General features: G+C 68.3%; 13 protein-coding genes. 8 read left to right on the forward strand and 5 right to left on the reverse strand.

Annotated elements, in window-relative coordinates; genetic code table 11:
* Positions 1 to 329 precede the first annotated feature (329 nt).
* Both HHL15_RS18185 and rpsD read right to left on the reverse strand, forming a co-directional pair.
* On the reverse strand, positions 330 to 635 hold the full coding sequence (locus HHL15_RS18185; RefSeq protein ID WP_169147226.1) for a hypothetical protein: 306 nt from the start codon (positions 633 to 635) through the stop codon (positions 330 to 332).
* Complete coding sequence (gene rpsD / locus HHL15_RS18190) at positions 632 to 1,243, reverse strand: 30S ribosomal protein S4 (RefSeq protein WP_169147227.1); 612 nt, start codon at positions 1,241 to 1,243, stop codon at positions 632 to 634. Before rpsD ends, HHL15_RS18185 begins: the two co-directional genes overlap by 4 nt.
* Positions 1,244 to 1,584: 341 nt before the next feature.
* On the opposite strand from rpsD, the gene HHL15_RS18195 reads away from it, so the two are divergent.
* From HHL15_RS18195 to HHL15_RS18220, 6 genes are all read left to right on the forward strand, one after another.
* Complete coding sequence (locus HHL15_RS18195) at positions 1,585 to 3,864, forward strand: TonB-dependent hemoglobin/transferrin/lactoferrin family receptor (RefSeq protein ID WP_169147228.1); 2,280 nt, start codon at positions 1,585 to 1,587, stop codon at positions 3,862 to 3,864.
* A gap of 2 nt (positions 3,865 to 3,866) precedes the next feature.
* Positions 3,867 to 7,844 (forward strand): cobaltochelatase subunit CobN, encoded by a 3,978-nt coding sequence (gene cobN, locus HHL15_RS18200; RefSeq protein ID WP_169147229.1) that lies wholly within the window; start codon positions 3,867 to 3,869, stop codon positions 7,842 to 7,844.
* A 17-nt stretch (positions 7,845 to 7,861) separates the two neighbouring features.
* Positions 7,862 to 8,341 carry a MotA/TolQ/ExbB proton channel family protein gene (locus tag HHL15_RS18205; RefSeq protein ID WP_169147230.1) on the forward strand — a complete coding sequence of 160 codons (480 nt, stop codon included), beginning with the start codon at positions 7,862 to 7,864 and terminating at the stop codon, positions 8,339 to 8,341.
* Positions 8,342 to 8,344: 3 nt separating this feature from the next.
* A complete protein-coding gene (locus HHL15_RS18210) occupies positions 8,345 to 8,680 on the forward strand; it encodes a DUF2149 domain-containing protein (RefSeq protein ID WP_169147231.1) in 336 nt (111 codons plus the stop codon).
* Positions 8,681 to 8,719: 39 nt separating this feature from the next.
* Positions 8,720 to 9,580, forward strand: a complete 861-nt coding sequence (locus HHL15_RS18215) for a ChaN family lipoprotein (protein ID WP_169147232.1) — start codon at positions 8,720 to 8,722, stop codon at positions 9,578 to 9,580.
* A 104-nt stretch (positions 9,581 to 9,684) separates the two neighbouring features.
* Positions 9,685 to 10,641, forward strand: a complete 957-nt coding sequence (locus tag HHL15_RS18220; protein ID WP_169147233.1) for a Tim44 domain-containing protein — start codon at positions 9,685 to 9,687, stop codon at positions 10,639 to 10,641.
* A 134-nt stretch (positions 10,642 to 10,775) separates the two neighbouring features.
* Here the strand turns inward: HHL15_RS18220 and nhaR are convergent, their stop codons facing one another.
* Positions 10,776 to 11,720 carry a transcriptional activator NhaR gene (gene nhaR, locus HHL15_RS18225; RefSeq protein ID WP_169147234.1) on the reverse strand — a complete coding sequence of 315 codons (945 nt, stop codon included), beginning with the start codon at positions 11,718 to 11,720 and terminating at the stop codon, positions 10,776 to 10,778.
* Positions 11,721 to 11,851: 131 nt separating this feature from the next.
* Between nhaR and HHL15_RS18230 the strand changes: the two genes are divergently transcribed.
* Both HHL15_RS18230 and HHL15_RS18235 read left to right on the forward strand, forming a co-directional pair.
* On the forward strand, positions 11,852 to 12,202 hold the full coding sequence (locus HHL15_RS18230) for an HPF/RaiA family ribosome-associated protein (RefSeq protein ID WP_169147235.1): 351 nt from the start codon (positions 11,852 to 11,854) through the stop codon (positions 12,200 to 12,202).
* A gap of 167 nt (positions 12,203 to 12,369) precedes the next feature.
* A complete protein-coding gene (locus tag HHL15_RS18235) occupies positions 12,370 to 13,971 on the forward strand; it encodes an NAD(P)/FAD-dependent oxidoreductase (RefSeq protein ID WP_169147266.1) in 1,602 nt (533 codons plus the stop codon).
* Positions 13,972 to 14,683: 712 nt separating this feature from the next.
* On the opposite strand, the gene HHL15_RS18240 is transcribed toward HHL15_RS18235, so the two are convergent.
* Together HHL15_RS18240 and HHL15_RS18245 are read right to left on the reverse strand one after the other, a co-directional pair.
* A complete protein-coding gene (locus HHL15_RS18240; RefSeq protein WP_169147236.1) occupies positions 14,684 to 16,039 on the reverse strand; it encodes a porin in 1,356 nt (451 codons plus the stop codon).
* Positions 16,040 to 16,151: 112 nt separating this feature from the next.
* Complete coding sequence (locus HHL15_RS18245) at positions 16,152 to 17,216, reverse strand: AbrB family transcriptional regulator (protein WP_169147237.1); 1,065 nt, start codon at positions 17,214 to 17,216, stop codon at positions 16,152 to 16,154.
* Between the last annotated feature and the right edge of the window lie 109 nt (positions 17,217 to 17,325).

The raw sequence follows: 17,325 nt of genomic DNA on the forward strand, positions 1-17,325 counted from the left end.
AACCCCCCGACTGCGCGATGGCGGACCACCGGCAGGCATCCGCGGAAGGATACGCCGCGACAAGGGCGACATTTTGACACAGATCAACTCGGCTGCGCCCCGTCACGGGCGGGAGTCGTTACTGTATGGGGCTCTCCGGGGAGCGCTGCCAAAGAGCAAAAGCGCGCGTACATGTCGCTCTGCTGGCGTCGGACAGGCTGGATATCGCGGTGCACCAAGGCACGGCAGGGAATTAGCGAAAACACTAAAAATGACAAACGGGCAGGCCGGATACCCATAATGGCATCCCACCTACCCGCTTTTGGGTATCCCGAAAATCTGGACGTGTTCTAGTTGACGCCCGGAGGCGTTGCGAGCGCCAGCGGCCCGGCTACCGGCAGGGAGAGCAGTTCGAGGGCCTGCCAGTTGCACATGAGCTGGGCTGCGCAATCCCGCAGCAAACCGTCGAGGCGCGGATCGGCGCTGACAACCTGCAGATGAGAAATGATGGAACGCGCCACCGCAGGCGAGCGACGCGCCGGAAAGCTCGTCATCAGGCTGAGCAGTGCGGCGAGCGCCAATTCCGGGGAGGATTCGTAGGCAGGCAGAAGGCTCTCATCCCCGTCCTCGCCAAAACAGTCGCACGGATCGCTCATAGCCGCACCGCGTAGTATTCGACGACATGCTGGACCTCGACCGGGAACGGCACCTCGTCCGCCTCCGGCAGCCGGGTCATGGTCGCAGCGGCCACCTGGCCGTTGAAGGCCAGCCACTCGGGTACAGCCAGGGAAGGCTGCTCCAGGCTCTCCCTCACCATCGGGATCCGTTGGCCACGTTCGCTGAGGGCGATCGCGTCGCCGGGCGCGACCCGGATCGAGGGGATGTTCACCACCCGTCCGTTGAGGATCACGTGCTTGTGGCGGATCAATTGGCGCGCCGCCACCGTGGTTGGCGCAAAGCCTGCCCGGAAAACCACATTGTCCAGCCGCCGCTCCAACAGTTCGAGCAACTTCCCGCCGGTCGGCGCCTTGGCCCGCTTGGCCTCGCGGAACAGGCGCTGGATCTGGGATTCGGTCAGGCCGTAGTTCATCCGCAGCTTCTGCTTTTCCATCAGCTTGATGCCGAAGTCCGACTTGCGGCGGGCACGCTGGCCATGCTGGCCCGGCGGATAGTCCCGCTCACCCACGGATTTCCGGGACAAACCGGGCAATTCGCACCCGAGAGCGCGCATGACCTTCAGACGGGGGCCAGTGTATCGGGACATCGTGTGTGCATTCCTTTGCTACAGAGTGTTTGAGGGATCGCGGCGTTACCGGCTCAAAACGGGCCGCCCGCGAGGACTCCGGCCAACAGAAGGCCAAGCACACAGACATTGATCAGCATCGAGCGCATCGGATGACCCCTGGGAACGGAAACCGGATTGCATCCTAGGCGAGACAAAACGAAATGTAAACGATAATGATTTGCATTTATAAATCTGCTCCGTTACATTCCGCTTTTCCGGCAGGCCTGCTTGCCTCTTCCCCCTCACCCGCGTCAAGCCAGCCACCACGGGATCGCCCGGTCGCCAGCTAGCCAGATGCCCTCTACATCTGGAGATAGACCGTGTCCGGTACCCGCCTTCCTTCCTGCTTCAGGAAACGTCACCTTCCCCTCCTTGTCAGCGCAGCGCTTGCCGGAAGCCCCTGCCTGGCCAATCCGGCTGATGCCGACCCGACGCTCGCCCGCGTCGTGGTCTCGGCAACCCGTACCGAGACGACTGCCGACACCGTCCCCACCACAATCACTGTATTGACCCAGGAAGACCTCGCCCGGCGCATGCCCCACGACGAGGCCGCCCTCTTCGTCGATGAACCCGACGTGGTGGTCGCCCGTGACCTGCGCCGCTTTGGTGCCGGCTCGGTGAACATCCGCGGCATCGAGGGCAACCGCGTCCTCCAGCAGGTGGACGGCGTGCGCCTACCCGACTACTACAACGGCGGCGGCCCCTCCAATGCCACCACATCCAGCTCGGACAGCCCCGAGTTCGACTTTCTCAAGCGGGTCGAAGTCCTGCGCGGCCCGGCCTCCAGCCTGTATGGTTCGGACGCTCTCGGCGGCGTGGTCAGCTACCTCACCCTCGATCCCCGCGACATCCTCGGCAGTCGTGACGTGGCCGCCCGCTACAAGGGCACCTGGCGCGGCGCCGACAACAGCTTCCAGAACACCGCCTACTTTGCCGGCGGCAACGAGCAGGTAGAGGCCCTGCTGGCCCTCACCCGGCGCGCCGGCAGCGAACTCGACAACCGGGGCGAAGCCGGTGGCAGCAGTGCCGGCCGCGAGCAGCCCAATCCCCAGGAGAACAGCTCCCGGGGCACCCTCGCCCGCCTGGTGGTGAAACCCGCGCCCGGCCACCGCCTGCGCTTCACCTACGAAGACCGCCACCAGCAGGCCGACAGCGAACTGCTGCGCCTGGCCACATCGCTGCCGCGTGTCAGCGCCGCCAACGGCAGCGAGGACGCCCGCCGCGAACGCGTCTCCTTCGACTGGGAATGGAAGCCTGCCGCCGGCTTCGTCGACCGTCTGCTCCTCAGCGCCTATCACCAGAGCGCCGCCAACCACACCAACACCCTGCAGACCCGCAGCAGCACCACCGCAACCTGCTCCGGCACCACCCGTGGCAGCAACACCTGCCTGATCGACATGAACTTCGACTTTCGGCAACAGACCACCGGGGCCAGCCTGCAGCTGGAGCAAGGCCTTGTCACCGGCGCCCTCGAGCACTTCCTGGTCCTCGGGGCAGACTGGCGGCGTCACCAGCTCGACGAGCTCCGCGACTACCTGATCACCAACCAGACCACCGGCACCGTCAGCAAGAGCCTCGCCGGCGACACCTACCCCCTGCGCGACTTCGCTCCCGGCGAGTCCACCAGCCTGGGCCTGTTCGCCCAGGACGAGATCGGCTTCGGCCGGCTGACCCTCACCCCGGGCCTGCGTCTGGACAGCGTCAAGCTGCGCCCCGACCCGCTCGCCAAGACCATCGGCGGCCAGACCTTCAGCGCCACCGGCCAGGACCACTCGGCCGCCTCGCCCAAGCTCGCCGCCATCTGGCGCCACAGCCCCGCACTGTCCTTCTACGGCCAGGTCGTGCGCGGCTTCCGGGCGCCTAATTACGAGGAGGTGAACGGCCTCTTCTACAACTCCGCCCAGAACTACGCGAGCCTGCCCAACCCTGATCTCAAACCGGAAACCAGCACGGGCGTCGAGGTGGGCAGCCGCTTCAAGCTCGCCGGCGGCGATGTGCACATCGCGCTGTACAACAACAAGTACAGCAACTTCATCAGCAATGAGCTGATCTGCTCGACCCCCTCCGGCGCCAGTCAGCCAGCCTGCCTGGGCAATGCCGTGCGCTCCGTGTATCAATCCATCAACCTCGCCAGCGTCCGCATACGCGGTGCGGAACTGCGCGGCAACTGGGCCCTGCCCGGCGGCTTCCGCAGCGCTGGCGCCATCGCCTGGTCCCAGGGCGATGTCACTTCCGCCGACCAACCGCTCAATACCGTCGATCCTGCCCGCCTCTATCTCAACCTGGGCTGGGATGGCAGCGTCGCTGGCCGCCCCCTGGCCGTCGACACCCGGCTGCGTGCCGCCCGCAAGAAGGACCGGGTGGACAGCTCCGAGGTGGACTACTTCCGAAGCCCCGGCTATGCCGTGATGGACCTGTCCGCCAGTCTGCAGATCCACCCCAGGGCCCGCCTCAACGTCGCTCTCAACAACCTCTTCGACAAGAAGTACTGGCTGTGGAGCGACATCCGCCAGGTCGGCCTCGCCAGCACCGACGCCGGCCCGGCCTTCTTCACCCAGCCGGGCCGCAACCTCGCCACGTCCCTGCAGGTGGACTTCTGAGCATGGCGCGCCTGCCCCATGCCCTCGGGCGCCTGCCCGCACTGTTGGCGCTGCCCCTGCTGTGCCTGCTGCTGCTCACCGGCAGCGGCCCGGTGGCGGCCGCGCGCATCCTGGTCATCAGCACCTCGCCCGTCCAGCCCGGCAAGTTTCTCAAGCTGGCCGACAGCGCCCTGAGCCACGGCCTGCAGCTGGATGCCCGCTTCGCCGAGAAGCTGGCGCCGGAAACCGGCCCGGAACTGTTCCGGGGCTATGATCTGGTTCTCTTCGACACGCCCCGGGACCACCTCCAGGCCTTTGTTGAAACCCGTCTGGCCACGGCACTCCCCGGTCTCAGGGGCCCGGCCCTGTGGCTGCACGACAGCCAACCCCGCTGGCAAGGCCTGCCGGACGCTCTGGCCCGGCGCTTGCACACCTATTATGTAAACGGCGGCCGCCTCAACTTCGACGCATTTCTGGCCACGCTCGCCGCACGCCTGGACGGCAAGCAGGCCGGCGGCGTCCGGGACCCCATCGTCTTCCCCAAGAGTGGCCTCTACCACCCGGACTACCCCGGCCTGGTGTTCGCCGAACCCGCCACCTACCTGCGCTGGAAGACCGGCTCCGATCAGCCCACCGCCCCGGTCATCGCCATCGCCCTGCACCAGCAGTACATCGCCGCCGAACAGACCGCCTTCATCGACGACCTGATCCGCCGCATCGAGAAGGCCGGCGCCGTGCCCCTGCCCTTCTACAGCCCGGTGATGGACTCGGACGCCGTCCGGCGCATGGTCCGCGTCGGAGATCGAACCCTCCCCCGGGCCCTGATCAACACCCAGATCATGCTCAACCCGGACGGCCGCCGCGCCGAGTTCGTCGAGCTGGGTATCCCGGTCGTACAGGCCATGCCCTACCGCAAGGGCGACGAAGCCGCCTGGGCGGCCGACCCGCAGGGCGTGGCGCTGATGGACGTGCCCTTCTACCTGGCCCAGGCCGAATACGCCGGCGTGGTGGACATCCAGATCGCCGCGGCCACCCGCAAGTCCGACGACCAGATCGCCCCCGTCGCCGGCCAGGCCGATGCCGTGGTGGGCAAGGCCCTGCGCCTCGCCCGCCTGCAGACCCTGCCCAACGCCGACAAACGGGTGACGCTGTTCTTCTGGAACTACCCCCCCGGTGAAAAGAACCTCTCCGCTTCCTTCATGAACCTGCCGCGCAGCCTGGTCGGCACCCTCGCAGCCCTCAAGGCCCGCGGCTACACCACCGAAACTCCGGGCGAGACCGAGCTCACCCTGTCCCTGCAGCGCCTCCTCGCGCCCTACTACCAGCCCGCCGACGACCTGCGCGAGCTGGAATCCCTGCTGCGCGACGGCCTCGCCGAGCGGCTGTCCGTCACCACCTACCGACGCTGGCTGAAGACCCTGCCGGACGGCGTCCGGCAGCAGCTCCAGGCGCGCTGGGGCGAACCGGAGCGCTCCTCCATGGTCATCCGCCAGAACGGCGAAGCCTGGTTCGTGATCCCCCGCCTCAAGCTGGGCCACCTGCACCTGCTGCCCCAACCACCCCGCGGCGAACGCTGGGAGGACAAGGAGAAGGCCCTCTACCATTCCACCAGCGCCGCCCCCTCCCACTTCTACCTGGCCGCCTACCTGTGGGCGCGGGAACAGGCCCGCAGCGACGCGCTCATCCACTACGGCACCCACGGCAGCCAGGAATGGCTGCCCGGCAAGGAGCGCGGGCTGTCGGTAACCGACTTCCCGATGCTGGCGGTCGGCGATGTGCCGGTGCTCTACCCCTACATCGTGGACAACATCGGCGAGGCCACCCAAGCCAAACGCCGCGGCCGCGCCACCATCATCAGCCACCAGACGCCGCCCTTCGCCCCGGCCGGCCTGCACGCCGCACTGACCCACATTCACGACCAGCTGCATGCCTGGCTGGCCCAGGACGACGGTGCCGTGAAGGACAAGATCCGCGCCGAACTCCTCAGCGCCGTGCGCAAGGAGCGCATCGACCAGGACCTGGGCTGGAACGAGGCGCGCATCCGCACCGACTTCCCCGCCTTCGTCACCGAGGTCCACGCCCACCTCCACGAGCTCGCCCGCAGCGCCCAGCCCATGGGCCTGCACACCTTCGGCCAGGGCGCCGGCGACGAATGGCGCCTCGCCACCGTGCTGATGATGGCCGGCAAGACCTTCTGGGAGGGCGTCGCCAACCCGGGCGAGGAAGCCGACGAGATGCTGGTCGGCGACTACACCCGCCTCAAGGAGAGTACGCCCTACCGCCGCCTGGCCGATCTCGTGGGCGGGCGCCTCGATCCGGCCAGCCTGCCCGCCCCGGCCCGCGCGGCAGCCGAACAGGCCCGCCAGCGGTATGCCGCCCTCGATGCCGCCCCCGAAATGGCGGCCCTGCTGGCCGGCCTGGAAGGGCGCCACATCCCCACCAGCTACGGCGGCGACCCGATCAAGAATCCGGACGCCCTGCCCACCGGCCGCAACCTGTACGGCTTCGATCCCTCCCGGGTGCCTACACAGGCCGCCTGGGAAGCCGGCCGCGAGGCCTTCGACCAGCTTCTCGCCGCCCACCGCGGCAAGACCGGCAAGGCCCCGCAGAAGCTCACCTTCACCCTGTGGTCGGTGGAAACCATGCGCCACTTCGGCCTGCTCGAAGCCCAGGCCCTGTGGGCCCTCGGCGTCGAGCCGGTGTGGGACGCCGGCGGCCGGGTCAGCGACGTGCGCCTGGTGCCCCGCGCCACCCTCGGCCGCCCGCGGGTGGACGTGGTGCTGTCCGCCACCGGCCTGTACCGGGACCACTTCCCCAACGTGATGCGCCTGCTCGCCAAAGCCGCCCGCCTGGCCGCCGAGGCCGGCGACGAAACCGATAACCCGGTGGCCGCCAACAGCCGCCGCATCGCCGCGGCCCTCAAGGCCAAGGGATGGAGCGATGCCCAGGCCCTCAATGCCGCCCAGACCCGCGTCTTTTCCTCTGAATCGGGCCGCTACGGCACCGGCCTGGACGACGCCGCCCTCGCCACCGACACCTGGAAGGGCAAGGCCGAGGGCGACCGCAAGCTGGCCGGCCTGTACCTGTCACGCATGCAGTTCGGCTACGGTCCCGACGAAGACAGCTGGGGCCAACCCGGCGCCGGCGGCGAGAATCTCTACGCCGCCCACCTGAAGGGCACCGAGGGCGCGGTGCTGTCACGCACCTCCAACCTCTACGGCATGCTCACCACCGACGACCCCTTCCAGTACCTGGGCGGCATCGCCCTGGCGGTACGCCACCTGGACGGCAAGGCACCCGAGCTTTACATCTCCAACCTGCGCGGCCAGGGAGGCGGCAAGGTGGAAGGCGCCGCCGGCTTCCTGGCCAAGGAGCTGGCCATCCGCAATTTCCACCCCGGCTACATCCAGGGCCTGATGCGCGAAGGCTACGCCGGCACCCTGCAGGTCCTGGACGGCATCAACAACTTCTCCGGCTGGCAGGCGGTGGCCCGCGAGATCGTCCGTGACGACCAGTGGCAGGAGTTCGTGGACGTCTACGTGCGCGACAAGCACCGCCTCGGCCTGCGGGACTGGTTCGAACGCAACAACCCCCACGCCCTCGCGCAGAGCATCGAACGCATGCTGGAAGCCGCGCGCCAGGGTTACTGGCAGACCGACAAGGCAACCCTCGACGAGCTCAAGGCCCGCTACCGGGATCTCGCCACCCGCCACCAGGTGAAGACCGACAACACCGCGCTACAGCGCTTCGCCGGCTTTGGCGAGGTGATCGCCCCCCCGGCCACCACGCCGGCCAAGGCCCCACCGCCGCAGGCCGAAGCCGCCCGGCAACAGCCCGCCGAAACGCAACCCGCACCGCCCCCGCCCCCCATCCAGGGCCAGCGCCTCGACAAGGTCGAACCGCCGGCTCCGGCAGCCCCCATCCGCGCCGCCCTGGGCCTGGCCCTCATTGCCCTGGCGACCCTGGGCGGCACGCTGCGGGGCCTCCGCACCCATCCCTGAAACCACCGTCGAACGCCATGAACCACCTCCTCGAAAACACCATGTACGACGTGGCACAGGTCTTCCTGCTGCCCACCCTGCTCCTCATCGCCGTGCTCTTCCTGTTCGCCTTCTGGTCCCTCGGCGAATTCCTGCTGCTCGCCTGGCGCCGCCGCGGCGGCAGGGGCCAGGTCCTGGTCGCCGCCTGGCGGGAACGCAAGGACCTCACCGACGACGAACTCGACCTGCTCGCCCACACCCTGCTCGAAGCTCCACGGGTGGCCAGCCGCGTCACGCCGATGCTGGGCCTGGTGGCCACCATGATCCCCATGGGCCCCGCCCTCAAGTCCCTCTCCGACGGCGACCTGGCGCAGGTCTCCCACAACCTCACGGTGGCCTTCTCGGCGGTCATCCTGGCGCTCATCGCCGCTTCCATCACCTTCTGGATCACCAACGTCCGGCGCCGCTGGCTGGCCGAGGAAATGATCGCCGTCGCGCGCCTGCGCAAGGAGGCCTGAAGCATGGCCCTCAAGCTCCTGCACGAACCCGAGACCGAGGACCCGATCCTCTCGGTGGTCAACCTGATCGACATCTTCCTGGTGATCATCGCCGCCCTGCTCATCACCATCGCCCGCAATCCGCTGATGACCCCCTTCAGCAAGCAGGACGTCACGGTGATCACCGATGCGGGCAAGCCCACCATGGAAGTCGTCATCAAGAAAGGCGAGAAGGTCGAACGCTACAAGTCGAATGGCGCCATCGGCAGCGGTGACGGCGAAAAGGCCGGCGTGGCCTACCGCATGAAGGACGGCTCCATCGTCTATGTGCCGGAGGGCGCGGACAACGCGAAGCCCTGACCCGGCGAACTTCCCCCGGTTCCCCCCGTCCACCTTCCCATGCGCCTCCTCTTGCTCTTCTCCCTGCTCATCAGCGCCCTGCCCTCCCCCCTGCACGCCGAGGCCATCGTCGACACCCGCAGCGGCCGCAGGCTCGCCATCGCCGACCTGCTCGACCTGGCCCGGCAGGCAGACTTCGTGCTCCTCGGCGAAGTCCATGACAATCCCCGCCATCATCAGCTGCGGGCCGAGTTCCTTGCCCGGCTTGCCCCGGACCGCGTGGTGGTGGAACACCTGGAACAAGGCCATGAAGCGCGGTGGGGCACCTCGTCCGACAGCGGGCGCAGCGTTCTCGAGGCCCTGAACCAGGCCGGCTTCGACAGCACAGGCTGGCAATGGCCCACCCACGCGCCCCTGTTTGAGGGCCTGGCCCGGGCAGGCATCCCGGCCACCGGGGGCAACATCGGTCGCGACCTGGCCCGCCGCCTCGTCCGCGAGGGGCTCCCGGCCCTGCCGCCGCCCCTGGCCGCCCCCCTCTCCCGTGCCCCGCTCAACGCCGACGCCCAGGCCGCCCTGGACGCAGACCTGCTGGACAGCCATTGCGGCCAGTTGCCGGCCAGCCGGGTTCCCGGCATGCGCCTGGCCCAGCGGGCCCGCGACGCGGCCATGGCCACCACCCTGCTCGCCGTGCCGGGCAGGCCGGCCGTCCTGCTGGCCGGCAACGGCCACCTGCGCAGCGACTACGGCGTCCCGGCCCTGCTTGGCGAACTGCGCCCCGGCGCCCGCATCCTCAGCGTCGGCTTCATCGAAGAAGATCGGCCGGATACCGGCGACAAGCTGTACACCCACGTCTGGCGCACCCCTCCGGCACCTCGCGGCGACCCCTGCGCGGCGCTGAAGGCGGGCAAACCGAAAACCTGACATTCAGTTTTTTCCGCACTTAAGCTACCAACAATTCTGATTTTATTTACCTCTCTCCGCGGCTATCCTTGCAGGGCTGAAATCCCCAATCACAGGAGACATACATGAAATCCTTTGCCCTGATGGGCGCCGCCCTGGCGCTGGGCCTGACCCTCGTTGCCGGCGATGCCGATGCCGCCAAGCGTTTTGGTGGAGGCAAGTCGTCGGGCATGCAGCGCCAGGAACTGAGCCAGCCCAAGGCCCCCACTGCCACCCCCGCCACCCCGGCCCAGGCTCCGGGTGCCGCCGCCGCGCCGGCCCGCGCCCAGCAGGCCGCTCCGGCCGCCGCGGCCCAGGCCCAGCCCAAGCGCTCCTGGATGGGCCCCCTGGCCGGTCTCGCCGCAGGTATCGGCCTGGCCGCCCTGGCCTCCCACTTCGGCTTCGGTGAAGAGCTTGCTTCGATGATGATGATGGCGCTGATCGCCTTCGCCGTCATTGCGGTGATCGGCTTCTTCCTGCGCAAGCGTGCCGCCGCCAACCAGCCGGCCCTTGCCGGTGCAGGTGCGGGCGCGCAAGGCATGCAGTACACCGCCAAGCAGGCTGATTACGGCAATGCCGCACCTGCCGCCGCCCCGGCCTTTGGTGGCGGTGCCGCAGCCCCCGTCGCGGCAGCTGCCGCGGCCGCTGCGACCGCCGGTGCAGGCTCCATCCCGGCCGATTTCGACGCGGAAAGCTTCGTGCGCAACGCCAAGGTGAACTTCATCCGCCTGCAGGCCGCCAACGATGCCCGCAACCTGGAAGACATCCGGGAATACACCACGCCGGAGATGTTCGCCGAGATCAAGATGAACTGGATGGATCACGGCACGGCCCCGCAGAAGACCGACGTGGTCTCCCTCAACGCCGAGGTCATCGACGTTGCCGAAGAAACCGAGCGCTATGTCGTCAGCGTCCGCTTCACCGGCCTGCTGCGCGAAGAAGCCAATGCCGCACCGGAAGGCATCGACGAGATCTGGCACCTCACCAAGCCCCGTAGTGGCAATGCTGGCTGGCTGGTGGCCGGGGTCCAGCAGAACGGCTGACCCCGACCGGCCTCCGGGCCGGTTGCTCCCACAACTTTACCCGTAGTACCTGTTGTACCCCCTAGCATTCCCCTGCCCCGGGCCAGCCGCGGCAGGGGTCTTTTTTTGTGCGCGCCCGGCGGCCTGGGGGCGGCTCAATCCGGCCGGAGCGCACCGCCCTCCCAGGCGTCCACCACGCCACCGCTGCCCATCGCCTCGAGGCCGGCCTTGGCCGCATCGGAAATGGCCAGCACACTCGGATGGGTCAGGCGCCGCTCCACCGAGATGGCGTAGTACTCGATCCGCACCTCCTCCGCCCGCCCCAGCACCACGAGATCGCCCGAACCGAGGATCTCCTGCTCGATCGCCGTCGGCACCATGAAGGTACCAACCCCCGCCCGCCCGAAGGCGGTCATCAGTGCCGTGTCGTCGAACTCACCGGCGATGCGCGGACGCAGCCGCTTGCGATCCAGCCAGTCCTCGAACTTCCGCCGCATCGCGGAGTCTTCCCCGGGAAGCAGGGTCGGCAGGGAGCCCATACAGGCCGGGAAGGGCTCCATGCCTTCGGTGAGCAATGAGCGGGCGGCGATGAAGCTCAGCCCCGACTCCCCCAGACGGTGGTTGTAGGCCCGCACATCCACCGAGGGCGGAATCGGCGAATCGGCGATGACCAGGTCCAGCTTGTGAATCGCCAGCTCGGCGAGCAGCCGGTCGAGGCGCCATTCGCGGCAGATGATGCGCACCGGATCGGCCGGGTCCACAGCGGGCCGCAGCAGGCGGTAGGCGATCGACTTGGGCACCGCGTCCGACACCCCGACCCGGAACTCCACCGGCCGGCCCTTGGGATAGTGGCGCAGGGCCTGCTCCAGCTCGGCGCTGAGGGAGAACATCTCGTCCGCGTATTCCATGGCCAGGCGCCCCGCCGGGGTCAGCTCCAGGCTGCGGCCGTCGCGGGCGAAGAGCTGGGTGTCGAGGCTGTCCTCGAGCAGGCGGATCTGCCCGCTGATGGTCTGCGGGGTGATGTGCAGGGCCTCGCCGGCCTTCACCACGCCACCGCTGCGGGCAGTCTTCCAGAAATAGAAAAGGTGCTTCAGGTTCATGGCGTTTCCGGCCTCTCCAAGCGGATGTAACACTTCGAATATATCGAAACAATACATCAGCTAATGCGACTTTACTTGATGTATTGGCGCCCATATAGTGAGGCCTCACTCACTGCAAAGGAGATGACATCATGGAAGTCCAGATCAAGGCCAAAGGCTTGCCCACCGCCAAGTACCTGCGCAATCACGCCAACCGCCGCATCCGCGCCGCCCTGGGCCGCTTTGGCCAGGCCGTGCAGTCGGTCACCGTGCGCCTGTCGGACGTCAACGGCCCCCGTGGCGGTGCCGACAAGCTGGCCCGGATCGTGGTGCAGCTGAAGAACCGCTCGCTGGTGATGGAAGAGATCGGCGCCGACATGCGCGAAGCCATCGACCGGCTGGCCGACCGGGTCCAGTACAAGGTCGCGTGCCAGATGGACCGCCTGATCCGTGCCCAGCGCCGCCAGGTCCTGATCCCCATCCCGATCCAGGCCGCCGACTAAGTCTTCCAATCGACTCCGCCCCGTCGCAGCCGCTCCGGCTGTGGCCGGGGCCGCCCTCCAACCCGCGCAGCAGCGGCCGGCGGCTTCCCGATTCTGGGTAGATTCCGGGTAAAATCGCCGCCCCATCATCAGCCATCTGCGGGATCCGCCATCCCGCCATGACGCCCATGCTGCGCATTTCCGAACTCCGCCTGCCCCTCGACCATCCGGCCGAGGCCCTGCCCGCCGCCATCCTCAAGCGCCTCGGCATTCCCTCCGCCGACATGGCCGGCTTCACCGTCTTCAAGCGCAGCTACGACGCGCGCAAGAACGCCCACCTTACCTTCATCTACATCGTCGATGTGGAGGTGAAGGACGAGGCCGCCCTACTGCACAAGTTCGCCGGCGACCTGCACATCAAGCCGACCCCGGACATGGCCTACCGCTTCGTCGGCAAGGCCCCGCCCGGTTTCGCCCAGCGCCCGGTGGTGATCGGCTTCGGCCCCTGCGGCATCTTTGCCGCCCTGATCCTCGCCCAGGCGGGCTTCCGGCCTATCGTGCTCGAGCGGGGCAAGGCCGTGCGCGAGCGCACCCAGGACACCTGGGGCCTGTGGCGCAAGAACACCCTCAACCCCGAATCCAACGTGCAGTTCGGCGAAGGCGGCGCGGGCACCTTCTCGGACGGCAAGCTCTACAGCCAGATCAAGGACCCGAAGCACTACGGCCGCAAGGTGCTGACCGAGTTCGTCAAGGCCGGCGCGCCGGAGGAGATCCTCTACGTGTCCAAGCCGCACATCGGCACCTTCCGCCTGGTCGGCATGGTCGAGACCATGCGTGCCGAGATCGAGGCCCTGGGTGGCGAGATCCGCTTCCAGCAGCGGGTCACCGACGTCCTCATCGAAGACGGCCAGGTGCGTGGCGTGCGCACTGCCAGCGGCGACGAGATCCGTACCGACCACGTGGTGCTGGCCCTCGGCCACAGCGCCCGCGACACCTTCGAAATGCTCCACCAGCGGGGCGTCTTCATGGAGGCCAAGCCCTTCTCGGTGGGTTTCCGCATCGAGCACCCCCAGTCGCTGATCGACAAGGCCCGCCTCGGCCCCCACGCCGGCCACCCGGAACTGGGCGCGGCCGACTACAAGCTGGTCCATCACGCCTCCAACGGGCGCGCGGTCTACAGCTTCTGCATGTGTCCGGGCGGCACCGTGGTGGCGGCCACCTCGGAACCCAACCGGGTCGTCACCAACGGCATGAGCCAGTACTCGCGCAACGAGCGCAACGCCAATGCGGGCATCGTCGTCAGCATCGACCCGAAGGACTATCCGGGCGGCCCGCTGGCCGGCATCGAGCTCCAGCGCCGGCTGGAGAGCCATGCCTTCGTGCTCGGCGGCGAGACCTATGAGGCGCCGGGCCAGTTGGTCGGCGACTTCCTCAAGGGCAAGCCGTCCACCCAGCTGGGCTCGGTGGAGCCGTCGTACAAACCGGGGGTGAAGCTGGGCGATCTGTCCACCGCCCTGCCCGACTACGCCATCGCCGCCATGCGCGAGGCGCTCCCCGCCTTCGACCGGCAGATCCGCGGCTTCAATATGTACGACGCGGTGCTCACCGGCGTCGAGACGCGCACCTCCTCGCCCCTGCGCATCACCCGCGGCGAGAACTGCCAGAGCCTCAATGTGAAGGGCCTCTACCCGGCCGGCGAAGGTGCCGGTTACGCGGGCGGCATCCTGTCGGCCGGCGTGGACGGCATCCGCGTCGCCGAAGCCGTCACCGCCGGGCTGCTGGGGCAGTAGGGGCGGCTTCAGCCGCCCGCGAACTCGGATCAAGCACTGCGTCTGTGCCTTTACTGGTCGGCTTTCCGTTGTTTTGAGTTGGATTGGCCGGGAATTCGCCCCGGCGGGCGACCTTCTTCTTTGCTTCGCCAAAGAAGAAGGCAAGAAAGGCGACCCGGCTTCCCCGGTCGTTCGCGTAGCGAACGACTCCCCTGCGCTGCTCGCATCGGGCGGCCGGCGCGGAACTCGTCGGCTGCGCCTCCTCAAACAGCCGCGCCGGACTACCCCGCCCGCTGCTGCGCGGATCAAAGGGTCAGGACGGGCTTTCAGCAAACACCGAGCCTCTACGGAAAAGGCAGTGGATGCGAGACGTTGGGGTTTTGCTTTTTCCATGAAAGCCAACCAAGGCTTCAGCAAACGCGCGGAGCTTGCGAAAAGCCCGTTCCGACCCTTTGATCCGCGGAACGGCAGGCGGGGTAGTCCGGCGCGGCTGTCTGAGCCCGCAGGGCGAGTTCCGCGCCGGCCGCCTGCCGTGAGCAGCGCAGGGCAGTCATTCGCGTAGCGAATGACCGGCGAGGCGGGTCGCCTTTCTTGCTTACTTCTTTGGCGAAGCAAAGAAGTGAGTCGCCCGCCGGGGCGAATTCTCGGCCAATCCAACCCAAAACAACGGAAAGCCGCCCAGATATGGCCCACACGGCGGGGAGCCAGTTCCCCTCCGCGGGGAACCCGGCGCTCAGAAGCGGTAGCGTGCACCCATCATCAGCGACTTGGGCGTGAAGTTGGCCGGCAGGTTGGTGTCGCCGTCGTAACCCTGGCAGGTGCCGCCGGCGCACAGGGAGTTCTTGCCGCCGTTCTGGTTGCTGACCTGGGCGTAGTAGGCGTACAGGTCGGTCTGGCGGTCGAGGGCGTATTCGTAACCCAGGCCGAAGTGGCTGGAGTCGCGATCAGTGCTCATGCGGTCATCCAGGTGCCCGTACACGGCGCGCAGGGTGTGCACGCTCTTGAAGGGCACCGCCACGCCCAGCCACCACACCCGGCGGTCCAGCTTCTTGCCCACCCCGTCCTGGGTGTCCTCACCCAGCAGGTACTGGGCATACACCTTGGCCACCTGGAAGTCGTAGGTAGCCGCCAGGTTGCGGGCCTTGCGGCGGACGTCCTCGGTGGCCGGCGCGGCAACCGTGCCCTGGCGCAGGAAGTTCAGATAGCCGGCGCCCACGAACAGGGGCCCCTTGCGGTAGGTCAGGCTGGCGCTGCTGCCCTTGCCTTCATCCTTGGGCCCGGTGCTGGTGGCGGAGCCGGTCACCCCCACGTTGCTGCGGCTGTTGTTCTCCATGCCCGCCGAGTAGGCCAGGCTGGCCTGGAAGCCGCCGATGTTTGGCGAGAAGTAGAACACCCCGTTGTCGAAGCGGCTGGCCGCCGCGCTGGACCACAGGCGGAAGGCCGTGGCGCCGCCGATGGTGAAGGGGTCGGAGCTGCTGGTGATCGAGTAGATCGGCGCATAGTCCCGGCCGAAGCGGATGTCGCCCGCCTTGCCGCGCAGGCCCACGAAGGTGTTGCGGGAGAAGATCGCCACGCCGGTGGTGTTGGGTGCCGAAGACGAGGCCGCGCCCTGCCCCGGATTGCTGATGTTGCTGGAGTGGCCGGTGTTCTGCCCGTTGTCGAAGGAGATGCCCGCCTCGAGCTGGAAGTAGGCCGACAGATCGTCGCCGAAGCCCCGCTCCCCCTTGAAACCCAGCCGGCTGGCCGAGCCGAGGCCGCTCTGCACGCGGACCTTGTGGCCCTGGCCGTAGTCGCCGTATTCGATACCGGCGTCGGCAATACCGTAGATGCTCAGGCCGGCCGGCATGGACAGGGACTTGCCGGCCGGCTTCGCCACAGCGGCAGCGCTGCTCTCCACCTTGGCCACCACCCGGGCGGTCTCGGCCTGGGCGGCGGTGGCGGCTGCCAGCTTCTTCTCCAGCTCCTCCAGGCGGGCGCGCTGGGCCGCCAGCTCGGCGCGCAGCTCATCGTTCACATCGGCCAGGGCCGGCGTAGCGGCAAAGCTCGTCATGCAGGCGGCAAGGGCAGCGTAAATCAGGGTCTGTCTCATCTCAACTTTCCTCTTTTATTGTGTGGGCGGTACGCCTCTCAGCTCCCCCGGCGATACCGGGTGGAACGCTGTCGATTTCAGCGGAATCACCTTTCGATCCGCTTTCGGTGTCTCAGCGCCCAAGCACGCGCAGGAGGCGCAAGAAGAGGCCGCACATGTGCGGCGCCCACACCGTAAACAGCACCACCCGCAGCACATGGGTGGCGGTGACCAGGGGAACGGCCAGATGCATCACCTTGGCCGTCACGCACATCTCGGCCATGCCACCGGGTGAGGCCGCCAGGGCCAGGGACGAAACGGGGATGGGCACGAAGCGTCCGAGCGCCGCCACGAAGGCTGCGGACAGGATCAATGCCAGCAGGGTGCTGGCGGCCGACACGGCGAGGAAGCGCGGCGCGGCACGGAAGAACTCGGGTGAGAAGCGGCAGCCCAGGGCCGTGCCGAGCAACAGCTGGCCCGCGCTCACCGCCCATGCCGGCAAGGCCGACAGGGGCACCTGCAGGGCCGCCAGGGCACCGACGCACAACAGCGGCCCCAGCACCCAGGCATTGGCGATGCGCAGGCGGTGCAGCAGCATCACCCCGGCCAGGGCGGCCCCCACCAGCAGGGGCAGGCGGGCCGGGTCAACGGCGCGCGCGCTGCCGCTGAAGACCTCGACCCCCACCGCCCCCCAGTGCTGCAGCACGAAGGGCACCACCGACACCACCACCATCACCCGCAGGGCGTGGGCCGCGGCCACCCGGTCCGGCGCACCGCCCTGGCGCTCGGCCAGCACCACCATCTCGGAAGCGCCGCCGGGCAGGCCGGCGAAGAAGGCTGTCTCGGCCCCCACTCCGGTCCACCGCCGGATCACCAGGGCGCTCAGCACCCCCACCCCGACCGCACAGGCGGCCATCGACAGCACCGGCAGCAGGTTGTCCCCCAGGTGCCCGAGCACCTCCGGCGTGAAGTACAGCCCCAGGGCGGTGCCGATCGCCCACAGCCCGGCCTGGCGGCCTCCCGGCGCCGCCAGCAGGGGCAGGCCCGCGGTGCGGGCCGCCGCCACGCTGAACAAGGGCCCGATCATCCACGGCAGGGGCAGGTGCAGGTGTTCGGCGCCCAGCGCCGCCCCCAGGGCCAGCAGCAGGGCGGCCAGGACCCACCCGACGGGGGCCTTCCTTGCAAGAGTCTGGAACATGATCCGATGAGTCATCAGCCCGAAGCGGGCCCAAAAAAAGAAGCCCCGCCGCCTTCCCCGGAAGAGGCGGCGAGGCGGGGCGCAAACCGGCGCAAGGGAGGTGGCGCGC

Source organism: Zoogloea dura (assembly GCF_012927165.1).
In the GTDB taxonomy this organism is placed as follows: Bacteria; Pseudomonadota; Gammaproteobacteria; order Burkholderiales; family Rhodocyclaceae; genus Zoogloea; species Zoogloea dura.